At 45.2% G+C, this 15504-nt stretch carries 12 protein-coding genes; 3 read left to right on the top strand and 9 right to left on the bottom strand.

The annotated features are described in order from the left end of the window. Window positions 1-12: 12 nt before the first annotated feature. Window positions 13-2004, top strand: a complete 1992-nt coding sequence (locus ACSQ8O_RS15610) for a beta-galactosidase (RefSeq protein ID WP_436242447.1) — start codon at window positions 13-15, stop codon at window positions 2002-2004. Between the two features lie 108 nt (window positions 2005-2112). Beyond that, on the top strand, window positions 2113-2871 hold the full coding sequence (locus ACSQ8O_RS15605; RefSeq protein WP_436242446.1) for a YheC/YheD family protein: 759 nt from the start codon (window positions 2113-2115) through the stop codon (window positions 2869-2871). Window positions 2872-3069: 198 nt separating this feature from the next. Here ACSQ8O_RS15605 and ACSQ8O_RS15600 read toward each other — a convergent pair whose 3' ends face one another. The 7 genes from ACSQ8O_RS15600 to ACSQ8O_RS15570 form a co-directional block, all read right to left on the bottom strand. Next, window positions 3070-4113, bottom strand: a complete 1044-nt coding sequence (locus ACSQ8O_RS15600; RefSeq protein WP_436242445.1) for a glycoside hydrolase family 88/105 protein — start codon at window positions 4111-4113, stop codon at window positions 3070-3072. Between the two features lie 24 nt (window positions 4114-4137). After that, a complete protein-coding gene (locus ACSQ8O_RS15595; protein ID WP_420851928.1) occupies window positions 4138-4914 on the bottom strand; it encodes a carbohydrate ABC transporter permease in 777 nt (258 codons plus the stop codon). A gap of 67 nt (window positions 4915-4981) precedes the next feature. Beyond that, entirely contained in the window at window positions 4982-5884 is a 903-nt protein-coding gene (locus ACSQ8O_RS15590) for a carbohydrate ABC transporter permease (protein ID WP_056613083.1), read from the bottom strand. Between the two features lie 543 nt (window positions 5885-6427). Continuing rightward, window positions 6428-7762: an ABC transporter substrate-binding protein gene (locus ACSQ8O_RS15585; RefSeq protein WP_436242444.1), complete on the bottom strand. Its 1335-nt coding sequence runs from the start codon at window positions 7760-7762 to the stop codon at window positions 6428-6430. Window positions 7763-7858: 96 nt separating this feature from the next. Further along, a complete protein-coding gene (locus ACSQ8O_RS15580; protein ID WP_056613080.1) occupies window positions 7859-9421 on the bottom strand; it encodes a response regulator transcription factor in 1563 nt (520 codons plus the stop codon). Window positions 9422-9424: 3 nt separating this feature from the next. Continuing rightward, complete coding sequence (locus ACSQ8O_RS15575; RefSeq protein ID WP_436242443.1) at window positions 9425-11173, bottom strand: sensor histidine kinase; 1749 nt, start codon at window positions 11171-11173, stop codon at window positions 9425-9427. Between the two features lie 147 nt (window positions 11174-11320). Beyond that, window positions 11321-12163: an AraC family transcriptional regulator gene (locus tag ACSQ8O_RS15570; protein ID WP_436242442.1), complete on the bottom strand. Its 843-nt coding sequence runs from the start codon at window positions 12161-12163 to the stop codon at window positions 11321-11323. Window positions 12164-12319: 156 nt separating this feature from the next. On the opposite strand from ACSQ8O_RS15570, the gene ACSQ8O_RS15565 reads away from it, so the two are divergent. Then, complete coding sequence (locus ACSQ8O_RS15565) at window positions 12320-13831, top strand: sulfatase family protein (RefSeq protein WP_436242441.1); 1512 nt, start codon at window positions 12320-12322, stop codon at window positions 13829-13831. Between the two features lie 98 nt (window positions 13832-13929). Here the strand turns inward: ACSQ8O_RS15565 and ACSQ8O_RS15560 are convergent, their stop codons facing one another. Next, window positions 13930-14763: a hypothetical protein gene (locus ACSQ8O_RS15560; RefSeq protein WP_436242440.1), complete on the bottom strand. Its 834-nt coding sequence runs from the start codon at window positions 14761-14763 to the stop codon at window positions 13930-13932. Next, window positions 14729-15457, bottom strand: coding sequence for a hypothetical protein (locus ACSQ8O_RS15555; RefSeq protein ID WP_436242439.1), 729 nt, complete (start codon window positions 15455-15457; stop codon window positions 14729-14731). Before ACSQ8O_RS15555 ends, ACSQ8O_RS15560 begins: the two co-directional genes overlap by 35 nt. Window positions 15458-15504 lie beyond the last annotated feature (47 nt).

Raw genomic sequence — 15504 nt, 5'->3', positions numbered from 1 at the left:
TGGATGATGGTAATGGGTAAAAAGCTATATCATGGTGCTGCCTGGTATCCTGAACTTTGGGATCAATCGGTCATTGAACAAGATATCGTTCTTATGAAGCAAGCAGGTATGAATGTCGTGCGAATCGGCGAATTCGCCTGGTCTAATATGGAGCCAACGGAGGGGAATATTGACCTTGGATTTTTTGTGCAAATGGTTAACCTCCTCCATCAAAATGGGATAGATACTGTGATGTGTACACCGACTCCGACTCCGCCAATTTGGTTCACGCACGGTCATCCAGAACGGATGTATGTGAATGAGCAGCTGCAAGTTATGGGACATGGGTCGCGTCAGCATGCTTGTACGAATCATCCTTATTTTCGTGAAAAAGCCGCCATTATCACCGAGCATATTGCAAGGGCTATTGGACGCTTGCCAGGTCTGATCGGTTGGCAGATTGATAATGAATTCAAAGCGCATGTATCCGAATGTATGTGTGGAACCTGTCTTGTACAATGGCATGAATGGCTTGAAGCACGTTACGAAACTGTTGAGAAGTTGAATGAAGCGTGGGGCACACAAATTTGGAGCGAATACTATCATAGCTTCGAGCAAGTACCGCAACCTGGTCCTGTGCCGTTCTTGCATAACTCTTCTCTCAGTACGATGTACCAGCTATTTTCGATGGAGAAGATTGCGGAGTTCTCAGATGAACAAGCGGCGATGATCCGCCAATTCTCGGATGCGCCGATCACACATAATAGCAGCGTCGCTTTCAGCGTAGATAATGAGCGTTTATTCCGCGAATTGGATTTTGCGTCGTTCGATACGTATGCAACCTACGATCATCCAGCGAACTACTTATTAAATAACGACTTGTGGCGGAACTTTAAGCGCGGTCGAGATTACTGGATCATGGAAACGAGTCCCTCCCATGCGGCCTCCCTTGCAAGCTACGCAAAGCCGCATCCTAACGGCTATCTCAAAGCTGAAGCTGTTGCTGCTTATGCGCTTGGAGCAGAAGCCTTCTGTTATTGGCTCTGGAGACAGCAGCGAGCAGGCTGCGAGCAGCCACACGGTTCTGTTATCAGCACTTGGGGCAAACCTACGGTTGGCTTCCCTAACGTATTAGAAGTCGAGCAGGCTAGAAAAGAAATTGAAGCCACAATCGTAGAGACTCGACCTACTCAAGCTGAAGTTGCGATGATTTATTCGGATCGCTCCAAAGCGTTTCTGAAAACAGAACCGCATCAAAAACTGAATCATCGCGGACTTGTAACCAGTTTCTACGAACGGATACTCCATCTTGGACTTCACAGGGATATCGTGCCAGAAGGTGCCGAGCTGACCGGGTACAAGCTGCTGTTCACGCCATTCCTCCCTTATATCTCATCGGATCTGATGAAGCGTGCTTCTGCATTCGTTGCGGAAGGCGGTGTATGGGTAGTTGGTCCTCTCTCCGGCGGACGCACCGAAGAACACACGATGCACACAAATGCTGCCCTCGGTGAATTGGAGCACCTAGCCGGTGTAGAAACAGTCTACACGTTCCCTATGGACGGCAGCGGATCCATCGGCAGCGCCTTTGGTGTCGCTGCCCCGCTATCGCTTTGGAGCTCCGTCTTTGAACCGAAGGAAGCTGTCGCCGTTGGAACCGTCGAATCGGGGCTGACACCGGGGCTCGCCTTCATTACCGAGCGCACCTATGGCAAAGGTAAGATCGTCATGCTTGGCTCTATGCCGACCGGCGAGGAAGGTGAGCAATTGTTGAACAAGCTCATCCTGCGGTATGCGGATGATGCTGGCGTAACACTACGTACCGATGTAACAGCAGGTACGATTGTTGCTCCGCGACATGGCGATGGTCGCGAAGTCTGGGTCGTGGTTAACATGGACGGTGCAGGCGGCAGCGTGACTCTCCCACGTGATGGCGTCGACCCGATCACGGGAACCGTCTACCGCAAGGGGCAGCTAACACTTGGCCGGTATGAACACAAACTAATTCAATTCACAGCTAGGTAACAAAGGCACTCAGAGGTTATGTTTATGCAAATTTGATGGGTCCATGGGTATAAGCACTGACAAGCAGCGTGCACCTCACATACGCTGTCTAAAAGAGGTGTACTCCCTATGCCCACGTATAAAAGCAGTTCAATCAAGAGCAAATGGCGTAAAACCAAATGGTTGCTTCAACAACCTCAATTACGTCACTATGTCCCTCGAACGTTGCTTTTTACGAAAAATAATTTGAATAGGATGCTGGATGATTATAAAACAGTCTTTTTCAAACCTACAGATGGTTCCGGCGGTTCCAATATTATCCGTATCAAACGGACGACAACAGGCTTCCAAACCCAATTGAATCGTACAAAAAACTTCTATACCACGCTGAATAAATTGCATAGCAAATTGTCCAAACATGCGGGTAAACGTTCCTATTTACTTCAGAAAGGGATTAAGCTCGCCCATACGAAAGGCCGACCTTTCGATATTCGCGTCATGGTGCAGAAAACGAATCAAGGTGAATGGGTCAGCACTGGCCTCTTCGCCAAAATCGGCAGACAAGGAAAAGTAGCTACGAATTATAATCAAGGCGGATCTATCGGCTATTTTAAACCCACCATGCTCGGAGCAGGCTATTCCACACCTGATACGCAAGAACGGGAAGCACAATTGAAGCATCTAGGCGTGGCGGTCGGGAATGCTTTTGATGATCATAATCGAGGATTCCGAGAACTGGGTCTCGATGTCGCGATTGATTCCAAAGGAAGACCCTGGATTCTAGAAGTGAATACGCGACCTCAGTTCTATCCACTGAAGAACATGTCTAATCGTAAGCTGTATCGGCGCATGGTGGACATAGGGAAACAGTATGGGCGTAAGAAGTAGATGATTGGTTTCATTTTACTAGCAAGCTAGCTGCAGGTTTTGGAAAATAGATGGAAATTCTCCATCTATTTTTTCATTTTCCCGCTGTTTGTAAGAAATCACAGGAAAACCTCCAGCCATTTTCAGGCTTTCACTGCGAATACCGCAGGAATGCGAAAATGAACTGGAGGTTTTCCATTTAAACTTAATTTTTACACTCTAACAACCATTCCCAAAACTGTTTTTCTTCGAATTCAGCACCTCAGCGAGGAACGTCAAGGTTAACCCTTGCCCCCAACCTTGAATGCGTTTGTCAGGCACGCCTTTGTAGCCTTCTGCATTTTTCATGACAGCCGTTCCCGCGGATACACCAGTTACTGTGCCTTCCTCGGTAATACGCGCTAAGATACCGTCGATCGACTTCTGAGTGTATTTGTTGTACAGTCTGCCGCGCGTTAGCAAAGCAGTGGCAATTCCTGCCGATCCTGAAGTCTCCAGCGGAGCTGTTGGGTCATCAAGAATAGTGTGCCACAGACCTGACTCATCTTGCAATCGAACAATTGCGCTGAGTTGATCACGCAAAGAACCATCAATAATCATGAACGAAGGATGCGTAACTTCTACGAGATGTAGTGCGCGCGCCATCGTGAGAGCAGCCCAGGAGTTCCCGCGTGCCCAGAACATAGCGGACATATTATTTTGAGCGATATTGTCCCATCCATGGTAGTACAGGTTGGTTTTCGCATCTTGCAGGACGTTCTCATGTCCATGATACTGCTTCAAGCCAAGCTCGAAATAGTCATCATTATTCAGCAATATGCCAACACGAAGTAGGAAGTAACCAGCCATAAACATCGTATCTACCCAAGCTTGTTCTGGAAAGTTATACGTTTCGGAATTAACCGTATGTTGGAGAATATCGTCCCCAAACCGCTCCGCTTGGGTGGCTAGGAATTCCGCCATTTCCTTCACAGTGTCTAGATATTTCTCGTCTTTTGTCACGTCATATAGGGTAAGAAGGGAGTGTCCGATGGACACCGCATTGACCGAAAGCTTCGGCAAGCCATCCTCCATATTTTCATCCACCCAAGCCTTCAGCCTAGTTAGATACGATTCGTTCCTTGTAGCCGCATAGGCTTCGCAAACTCCATAAAATGCGACACCACCTGGCCAATCCCATCCGAAGTCCATTCGAAACGTGCGATCTACCACACGATCGATGGCTGAAATGATATCATTTTCCTCAAATACTAATTTCGGCATGTCTATAAGTTCTCCTCTCATCCTCTATCCTTTCAAGCCGCTTGTGCTAATCCCTTCAACAATGTACCGTTGGAAAATGAAGAACACGACAACAATCGGTACCAGTGAAGCGGATGCCATTGCGAACATGCCCCCCCAGTTATTCACTGACTCTCCATCTAAGAAAAGTTTCAAGGCCAGAGACACAGGGTACATACTCGGCTTATTTAAGTAAAGCAGCGGGTTTATGAAATCTTCCCAGCGCCAGTAGAAGGAGAAGATCGTTGATGTAATGAGCGCCGGAACGATAAGTGGAACCAAAATCCGGAAAAAGATGCTGTATTTGCTGCAGCCGTCCATTTTAGCCGCTTCATCAAGCTCAATGGGAATTGTCCGAATGAACTGCATAATCAGGAAGATAAAGAATGGAATTGCGAAGAACTGCGGCATGATGATCGGCTTAAAGGATCCAATCCATTCTAACTTCGCAAACAATACGTATTGCGGAATAATTGTAACATCGTGCGGCAGCATCATAGTAAGCATCATACAACCGAACCAGAAGTTTCTTCCGAAAAATGGGATACGGCCAAACGCATAAGCAACGAGGGCTGAACTGACCACCGCGCCGATCGTAGACAAGATCACGATATAGAACGAGTTCATGAAAAAGCGACCGAATGAATTACCTGCGAAGCCTCTCCAGCCTGTTTGAAAGTTCTCCCAAGCAATCTTGCTTGGAATCAAGCTGTATGCGGTTGAGAAAATTTCACTGTTTGGCTTCAGCGAGCTAGCAAGTAACCAAATGATAGGGTACATCATCACAAGTGAGCATAGGACTAAAAGGAGATGATAGCCAAAGCGTTTGTAGTTATTCGAATGTGCCATGTTATTTCTCTCCTTTGTTTTCGTAGTAAACCCAGTATTTCGAAGTTTGGAAAATAACGAGTGCAATGATACCGACAAGTATTAGCATGACCCACGCCATTGCGGAAGCATAACCCATTTCGTAGAATTGGAATGCTCTGCGATATAAATACAAAGAATAAAGTAATGTATTGTCTAGCGGTCCACCTTCGCCGCGTGAGATGATATAGGCTGGCGTAAAGGTCATGAACGCAGAGATGGTTTGCATAATTAGGTTAAACAGGATAATTGGGCTAAGCAACGGAAGTGTAATCTTGAAGAACTGGCGAATTTTATTCGCGCCGTCTACACTCGCCGCTTCATAATAAGAGGCTGGAATGTTTTTGAGACCGGCAAGGAAGATGAGCATGGAAGAACCGAACTGCCAGACGGACAAAGCAATCAGTGTCCATAGCGCCGTCGACGGGTTCCCAATCCAGGATGTATCTGTATGAATCCCAATAACACCTAGTGCGGAATTGACCAAGCCTTTATCTCCGAACACTTGCGTCCACATGATGGAAACCGCCACGCTGCCCCCGATTAAGGAAGGCAAGTAAAACGAGGAGCGGTATACGCCGATACCTGAGACAGCTTTATTGAGCAGTACCGCTACCATCAAAGCGAATGCGAGTCGAAGTGGTACACTGGCGAACACGTACGTAAAAGTTACACTGACGGATTTCCAATACTTATCGTCCGCGGTAAACATTTTTTCATAGTTGTCAAAACCGATAAAATTCGGAGCATCAAACAAGTTATAATCCGTAAATGAATAAAAAAGTGAAGAAATGATCGGATACAGTGTGAAGATGAGAAATCCCAGAATGAAAGGGGAAGCAAATATGTACCCCACCAGGTTATCGTTATAACGCAGCTTGTTCATTGGTGATCAACCCCTAACCTTGATTTATGAAGCGGAAGCCTCGCTTCCTCTCTTCTCTACCTTTATTATAAAAGAGTTGATTCGCTGCCAGAAGGCAAAAAACCGTTCTATTTGTATAAATAACAGAGTGATAATAGCGGTTTCATGGTCCTATTGGAAGGTCATTTCTATCGTGGGGTGCGGCAGGCTCGGGTGTTACGTAGCTTCTACTTTCGATTGATCACTAAAGATGACGATCTCGCCAGATTCGTCTCTCCTTCTGCTCTTTAGTGATGAAAAACATCACTAAAGATGACGATCTCGACAGATTCGTCTCTCCTTCTGCTCTTTAGTATGAAAAACATCACTAAAGATGACGATCTCGCCAGATTCGCTTCTCCTTCTGCTCTTTAGTGATGAAAAACATCACTAAAGCTGACGATCTCGCCAGATTCGCCTCTCCTTCTGCTCTTTAGTGATGAAAAACATCACTAAAGCTGACGATCTCGACTGAACGATGAAAAGCCTCCGCACAATCATCATGCGGAGGCTTTCGGACCAAACTTATTTTTTGTTTTTAGCTAAGATTGCGTTCGCGTCCTTACGGAATTTCGCTGCGCCTTCTTCAACGGTTAACTTTTTGTACATGATTTGTTCAGCCGTATCTTTAAGCAGCTTCTCTACTTCAACGGAACCAATTGGGCTTGGCGGATCCATTGGAGAAGCGTTTTTCTCTGCCCAAGCTACGTACTCAAATACTTTCTTTTGTTCTGGTGTCAATAGCGGCATCAAAGCTTCTTTCACTTTGGAGGAAACCGGTACACCGCGCTCGCCCATGATGATTTTGTTCGCATCGATATCATTGATCAAGAAGTCAACGAATTTTGCTGCTTCTTCTTTATTCTTAGAGCTCTTGGACACAGACCAGAACATACTTGGTTTTAAGAATAGGGCTTTGTTTTGACCCCAGCTTGGCGTTTTCATTACATCCAGTGTACGTTTAGCCGCTGTATTGAAACCAATAAATTGGTTGGACCAACCGAATGTAGCAAGCGCATTGCCTAGTACCATTTCGTCGTCTTCTGCCGTTCCTTTTTTCTGTGCTAGCTTATCAAGCGGCAGCAAGTAACCGGAATCATACAATTTTTTATACATCGTGTAGTAGTCAACAAAGGCTTTATCATCGGTATAACCAAGACTAGCGCCATCTGCCGCGTATAGCTTCTGACCAACACTTCTCAGATAGAATGGGAAGTATACGTCATGACGAAGATCACCTGCAAGCAACTTGCCTTTGGCTTTCAGCGTCGCGCCAACTGCGTCCAAGTCAGCGAAAGTCCAATCTTCTTTCAGTGTAATGCCATTGTCTTTCAGCAATTGCGGATCAATCGTAGCGCCAAGTGCATTGGAGCCTGCATTCATCGCAACCAGTTTACCGTCAATTTTACCACCGGAAAGACTGTTTTCTGCAATATCTTTCACATTCAACACACCGCTTGTTGTAAATGGTGTCAAATCTTCCAATTGCCCTCTAGTGCCATATTGTGTAAGGTAGGAAACGTCCATTTGAAAGACGTCTGGCAATCCGTTAGCTGCAGCTTGTGGTGCAAGCTTCTTCCAATAGTCGTCGAATGCGGCATACTCCGATTCGATTTTCACATTCGGATGCTTCTGCTGATACAATTCAATTACTTTCAATGTATAGTCATGGCGTGCTTGTCCACCCCACCAAGAAACGCGCAAAGTAACTGGATCTGCTTTGGCACCCGTCGTTGGTGCTGCACTTGCTGCTGGGCTTGTGCCTGTGCTCGGTGTACTTGTTGATCCGCTAGAACCACTTGTACCGCAACCTGCAAGTAGTAGTGCTGCTGAGATTACTGTAAACATGACTTTTTTCATCTGTCATTTCCTCCCCAAAGTTGTAATCGTTTTCTTTCTACTCGTATTATGCCGCTGGAAGGAGCAAACGTTAATCCAAAATACAGACCTATTTGTTTAAAATGCAGAGGTGTCTGTCGATTTCATGTATTCCGATGGGGTTGAACCTCGATATTTTTTGAATACTTGACTAAAGTATTGTGGATTGTCTCCGAAACCAAGTCGTTCAGCGAGTTCGAAAATTTTGATATCCGCATCCTCGGCGATCAACTCGGTGGCGCGATTTATTCTAGCTTTCATGACATAATTGGAAAATTTCTCGCCAGTTTCCTTCTTGAATAGTTTCCCGAGATAGTCTGCATTCATATACAGCATTTCATGCGCTACCCAGTTCAAGCTGAGCTCGGAGTTTCCTAGCTGAGAAGTGATGACATCAATAACCTTTTGAACAATTGCACTATGCTTCACTTTGTTAAGTCCATAGAATCGTTCTGTCATGGTAATAACAACATTCTCCATAAACGTTTGAATCGTTTGCAGTGTGTTCATTTCAACAATTAAAGGAATTTGGGTGAAATAATGATTCATTTCTTCTGGTGCGCACTGTCGAACTAGTGATACAAATTGCTGAATGACATATGATTTTGTTACATCAATATCAAGCTGAGCTTCTTTTAAGCCCCCAATAAAAGAACGTAAAGCTGCTTCCGCTTCCTCACGATGACCGGATCTCACCGACATATTGAGACGTTCCTCATCCCAACCTAGCTCCTTCGGCGAAGCTTCTTGGGAGCCTTCGGTATCTTTACGGGTAATGAGACTGCCCTCTCCCAAATAAAAGCGATAATTCAACAAATGAAGACATTGCCTATACAGCGTTCTAGCTTGTGTTATGTGGCTAGGTTCACTAAGTGCGATCGTGACATCCCTTTTATAATAACTTTGAAAAGTATCTCGAATATGATAGATCCGCTCATGGAGCTGATCGATGTGATCTGATTCTTCCAGTAGAATTAAGACATGATTCCCAATGGTCGTACTAAGGAGAGGACTAACTAGGATTTCCTGAGCAATATTCTTGATGGCGAACAATAGTTCAAACTCAAATCCCTCTTCCAACTGAAACAAGAGAAGTCGAATTTGGTAATCAAAGTCAAGCTTAAATAAGCTTCGGAAATAGTCCCAATCCACTTTGCCATACGTCTTATTCGTCACAAACTCCTTGAGGAATTGTTCTTTCACATGCGGCATCACCTTCTCAAGCTCAGCCTTCATATTCCGAACGAACGACTCTTTACTTGTCTCCTGTTCTAGCTCTGCTACGATTTCCTTCAGCGCTTCCCCAATCTTCCCTTCATTCGTTGGCTTGAGTAAATAATGCTTAACGCCATACTGCATCGCTCTGCTCGCATAGTCAAATTCACCAAAACCCGATAGCAGCACGAAGCGAATATGCGGATACGCCTCATGCACACGCGCCACCAGCTCAAGCCCATCCATCCCAGGCATACGAATATCACTTATAATAATATCAGGCGCCTGTCTCTGTATAATTTCAAAAGCTTCTACACCATTACGTGCAGTCCCCATAAGTTCCGTTTGTAAGGAAGACCAATCCACCATACGTGAGATGCCATCCAGGATAATACGCTCATCATCAACTAACAATACGTTATACATTCCTTATTCCTCCTGTCCTTTAGGTAAACTTAAAATGATAGAAGCCCCCTGTTTGGCTAACTCATCCACTCGTATTCCGTAGGCTTCGCCAAAAGCAAGCTTAATCCGATCATCAATATTCAGGAGTCCGATACCTTTCCCCTTCGTCGTCACTTCACCACTACGCAGTCTTTCAATAAGTCCATTGGGAATTCCTGGTCCCGTATCATCGACAGCAAGGAAGATGCCATCTTCTGTACTCCAACCTCGAATTGTAATCTCACAAGGTTCAATGATTGACTCTAACGCATAATGAATAGCATTCTCCATCAGCGGCTGGAGGGTCAGCTTGGGAATAGCCCGACTCATTAATTCTTCAGGCACATCCAACCTAAACACCAATCGTTCTTCGAATCGAATTTTCTGAATCGTCACATAGCTGCGAACGATATCAATTTCCTCACCGAGTGTAATGATGGGTTCCTTCAAATCGACAGAGTGGCGAAGTAAATAAGCCAGCGCTTCCACCATTTCGGAGATTTTGGATTGTCGATTTACTTTGGCCATCCAATTAATCGATTCTAACGTGTTGTACAGAAAATGAGGGTTTATTTGGGATTGCAGTGCTTTAAATTCCGTTTCTTTAATCAGAAGTCGATTCGCATAATTCTCCTGAATTAACGTATTGATCCGTTCAATCATGAATCGGAAGCTTCGCTGTAAGAGCCCAATTTCATTCATGGCTACCTGCCCGCCTGGCGGAAATAAATTCGCCTCTTCGAAGTTCCCTTTCTCCGCCAGCTTCATCCGCACCATCAGTTCGTCGATCGGCCTAGTTAAACTGTACGAGAATCGTATGCCTAACAAGATCACGACTACGAATATCGCAATAAAGACGAAAACAACCATTTCCTTGATGAAGATGATGCGATCAAAGATTTGATTAAATGGCGTGATGTTCAAGTAAGTCCAACTTGTATTCAGTGACTGGATTTGGGCAATGAAATATTCTTCGCCGTTAATCTTCTGAATTTCATAACCTTTACTAGCATTCACAGGCTTCGTAATTCGACCCAAATCAAAGGAAGGTTCTCTAGGAAAGATCACATGCTCATCGGAAACAATCATAACATCGCCATCTTCAGGCGCGATATCACGTACAAGCTTCTCAATATTGATTCGAATGACAAGCGTCCCTAAATAGTCCAGATCAAAGTTCGTTTTGTGAAAGGAGCGAATTTCCCGCGTTGCAATCAAGGCAGAATCATTGCTGTCCGGGTATATCCAACGATTTTCCCCATTGCCTTCCGCAGCCACATTCAAGATGTGCCTTTTCCGTTCAGCGTCCATTCTTAAAATGTTGCCGCCCTCATGCTCATTTCCTTTGGCATCCATAATTTGAATGGAAAATAAATAGGGTTCCTCTCCGGAATAGCTGATAAGTCGATCTACCAAGTATTGACTAATGATGAGTCGATCATAATCGGAAGGATTTTTTTTGAGTGAAGTCAACCATTCTTGAACTTGCTCTTCTGCCAAAATTCGATAAGAGAGTTGTTGCAATCGCTTAAGCTCCGTTTCGATCGCGGTAGACGATAAATTGAGCACGCGTGAAGATTTATCATAAATTTGCCCATCGTAGATCGAAAACACATATTGCTGGATCAAAATTGTAAATGCCAAAGATACCGCGATAATCATCGTTATCAAAATCGACAACTTATTTTTGATCTTCATATGCCGATACATATCAAGGACTGAACGTAATCCCATAATTGGCCGACTCCCTATTTCGTTTTATCATCGATTATGGCATTCTGAAGGATAATGGTCAACGTTCAACTGTCAAAAATCAATAGTAAAATAGACCGCATCCCTTGGATACCAAGAAAACACGGTCTTATTATTAATTGTCGAGCATTACCCCCGATAACTGCGTGGTGAGACCCCCATATACGTCGTAAATGCCCGTGTGAAGGCATATAATTCGGAATACCCCAACGAATAGGCGATTTCTGTTACCGATAACGAAGTGGTTTTGAGCAGTTCGGCGCCCTTCTCCAAACGCTTGGTGGCTAAGTACCGCTGTGGTGAGGTGCCATACTTCTTCAGGAATGCAGCATACACATGCGACCGATGGTAGCCAAAATGGTTGGCGGCATCCTCGATACGTATATGCTCCGTATAGTGCAAATCAAAGAAATCCTTCACCTGTGCAAGCCAATTTTCTTTCTCCTTGGAGGCTGAACGGTTCGCTTGCAGGTTCATTTTATAAAAAAGATCACTGAGAGTCCGCTGCTCGAGAAACATATTTTTCTTCGCCCCCGAAATGACACCTATCACGCTTCGCAGTGCTTCTCCAACTTCGTTATTCACCATGTCATGTAACCAATACTTCTGTGGCGTTAGGCCAAACTCCGCTGTTAATAACGGCAATTGATTGCCTTCCATAGCTAACCAAATCATTTTCAACGGCGGAGTACTGTCTTCCGTTTGCATCGTTTCGTACACATAAGGACGTCCGGGAAATAAGCAAAATAAATCCCCTTCGCTTAATTCAACTGTATGGTCAAGGGAAGTCACTCTTACTTTGCCTTGCATAATCCAATGAAAGCTCGTCTGCTCAATCACTTTAGGTCCTATGTGATACGTGGACTTGGCGATATTCTGCCCCGCCCGTACAATCCAACAGCCGCTTGCTGTTTGAAAGGGGTGTGAAATAGCGAACCAAACATCGGCAAATTCCATCTCATATTCTTGCATCTCTTGCCTCCTACACGCCCATGTTACTCAATACCTAATTTTACGAAAAAGTAGACATAATGACAACTTTCTAACATTCTATCATGTTATTTTCTCCCTCGTATTTCTATACTGAACCTAGTATGTAAGAAGAATAAAGAAAGGCGGAAGATCCCCTTGAAGAAACCGAATATTCTACTCATCACAAGTGATCAGCAGCATTGGAACACGATTGGCGCTTTTAATCCAGAGCTATCTACGCCTAACTTAGATCGACTCGTTCATGAAGGAACGACTTTTACAAGGGCTTATTGCCCCAATCCGACATGTACACCGACTAGATCTTCCATTATAACTGGACAATATCCTAGCCAACATGGTGCATGGACGCTCGGCACGAAGCTTTTGGAAGATCGACATACCGTAGGTGAAGATTTCAAGAAAGCGGATTATCGCACAGCACTGATCGGTAAAGCACATTTCCAACCGCTCAAAAGTACAGAGGAATATCCCTCACTAGAAGCTTATCCAATCCTGCAGGACCTGGATTATTGGAAAGCATTTGACCAACCTTTCTATGGCTTTGACCATGTTGAATTAGCACGGAATCATACGAATGAAGCTCATGTGGGACAACATTATGCGCTATGGATGGAGGAGAAAGGGCTAACGAACTGGCGTGATTATTTCTTAGCTCCAACTGGAACCATGGACCCTAATCAGCTGCATCATTGGGCTATTCCGGAGGAGTTCCACTATAATACGTGGATTGCAGAAAGAACGAATGCGCTGCTTGAACAATACAAGGAGTCCGATGATGGCTTCTTCCTATGGTCGAGCTTCTTCGATCCGCATCCCGACTATTTAGTCCCTTCGCCATGGGACACGATGTATGATCCAGAGAAGTTGACCATCCCAACCGTCACACCTGACGAGCACGAGAAGAATCCACCACATTTTCAGCTGACACAAGAAGAGAATCCCGACTTCTCTTATCTGAAAGAAAGCGGCTATGGCATTCATGGCTATTCCTCCCATTCCCACCTGCCGGAGAGTGAACGCAAGCAACTCGTGGCCACCTATTACGGGATGATCAGCTGCATGGATGCACACATTGGCCGTATCTTGGATCGGTTGGACGAGCTTGGGCTTGCCGAGAATACGATCGTTGTATTTACCACGGATCATGGTCATTTCTTCGGGCAGCATGGTCTACAATACAAAGGCGGCTTCCATTATGAAGATTTGATTAAGCTCCCTTTCATCGTCCGCTATCCAGGTCAAGTTCCAGCGGGTAAAACGTCGACTGCAATCCAATCTCTCGTCGATCTCGCACCTACTTTTCTATCCATGGCTGGCCTCCCGGTCCCATGCTTCATGACGGGTGTCGACCAAAGCAGCGTGTGGACAGGTCAATCAGAACGCGCGCGCGACCATGCAATTTGCGAATTCCGTCACGAGAAGACAACCATTCATCAGAAAACGTATGTAGATGATCGATATAAGCTAACCGTCTACTATAATCAAACCTATGGTGAACTCTTTGACCTCCAAGAGGATCCAGGTGAGATTCGTAATTTATGGGATGAGTCCGATTATAAAGATTTGAAAGCTCGCCTGTTACTGTCCTATATTTGGGCGGAACTGGGGAAAGAACCGATAGCCATGCCAAGGATTTGGCATGCTTAGTTAGGCTTTACAGCACGATCTCCTCTTTAGTCCCTTCTCCTCTCTTACAACCAATTGAAAAAAGCTCCCGCGAATAAATCGCTGGGAGCTTCTATGTCTTACAAAACCGTTTGAAAACCCGTCTTATCGGCATGTTTATATTTAATACCTGAATCACGCGTCGATATGACCATCATATCACGCCAAATCAGTAGATCCGTCACCTCGGCTTGCGCATTTAACGCGTGCAGTATAATGTTGCCTCTGATCTCGCTCAGCTTATACAGCCCCGTATTGGCACATACGTAGACTTCCCCCCGATGCGTGACTAAGCGATTCAAGAACATCTCATCGAATCGATGTTGATTGAATCCGCCATTCTTATTGCCCACGATCAAACCCCCACGTTCTGTCGTCCCGACCAGCATCGTGTTGAATACGGCTAAACTAGTCACCGCTTGATGGAGTGGCATACTGCACCATTCGCCAGTAAATAAATCGTAAAAGGCAACGCCATCCTCGTAGCCCAGGAATATAAAATGAGGTGTAACTAGCAAATCATAGGTTTTCTTCCCACGGTAGGCCAGCGGCAGCCATTCAGCATCACTTCCACAGAGCAAGCCGTTCTCCGTGAGAACAAATCGATCACCCCAGCCAATCGCCGCATAACAGGGATCGGTGACACTCGTTTGGAGCCATATCTCATCCTCTAAATGATACAATCCGCGGCTCGTAGAAGCGAATAGCTGCGTCTCCACCCAGTCTAAACGGTAGACATGAACCTGCGCTGGCAACCCTTCCGATGCGCTTTCCCAGGAACGTAACGGTGAGAACTGGACCACACCATGTCCTTCCGTTCCCGCATACAATACCCCGTCTCGGGATGCGGTCAACGTAGTAAACTTTAGGGACAGCAAGTCATTGGTGGATTGCCAAGTCGAATTTATTTCCATGAAGTCCGTCCTCTCTGCAGCAGGTACACCTGCGACTTTCCAAATACACATCTTTCACAAGCCTGAGATAATCGAGCGATTGGTCCATTGTGAAATGGTTCGTCTCGATGCGGTGCTTCTTGCCGCTCATCAGATTGACGACTTGCAGCTGCACAGGTTTCTCTCCAAAAGCCTTATTGCAAAAAACAACCGACATATGTGTAAACAGGGCAAGCGAAGCCGCGCTGTCCTCCATGACAAATTTATGAATCACAATGGATTCTTCTGTAGATTCCATTACTTGAACGATCATGGATAATCCCAAATCTAGCTCATCAATCCATACATCCATGCTTTCGAATAAAAGGAGCGGCCACTCGATCCGATTTTTATTCGTCAGAATGTGATACAACTGATCCATGACGCGATGTTTAACCTCACTATAAAATGTATCCGTTCCGAATTTTTGCGTTTTATTCGTCCACTTTTTCTCGAATTCATTCTTTAACATATGTTGTGTCCGAGCAGCAGGTGGTAATGAATACCATGCGTTGATCGCGTGATACGCTGCGAATTGAGTAAGCTGCTGCCAATTCAACTCCTGCGAATCTGTCTCACGATCTTCATGAGTAAGGGTATGCAGCCATCGCTCTAATTGAAAATCCGCAATAACCTGCAAGTTCCCGACGCCAATACCATTCTCGCTATGTTCCATATCGACTAGCCCCCTCATGATGCCTTTCACTCTCGCCACCAATTGAT

This window comes from Paenibacillus sp. LjRoot56 (assembly GCF_964253335.1).
Taxonomy (GTDB): domain Bacteria; phylum Bacillota; class Bacilli; order Paenibacillales; family NBRC-103111; genus Paenibacillus_E; species Paenibacillus_E allorhizoplanae.
The sequence above is the reverse complement of the archived record's forward strand: the minus strand, read 5'-3'. Positions and strand labels throughout refer to the sequence as shown.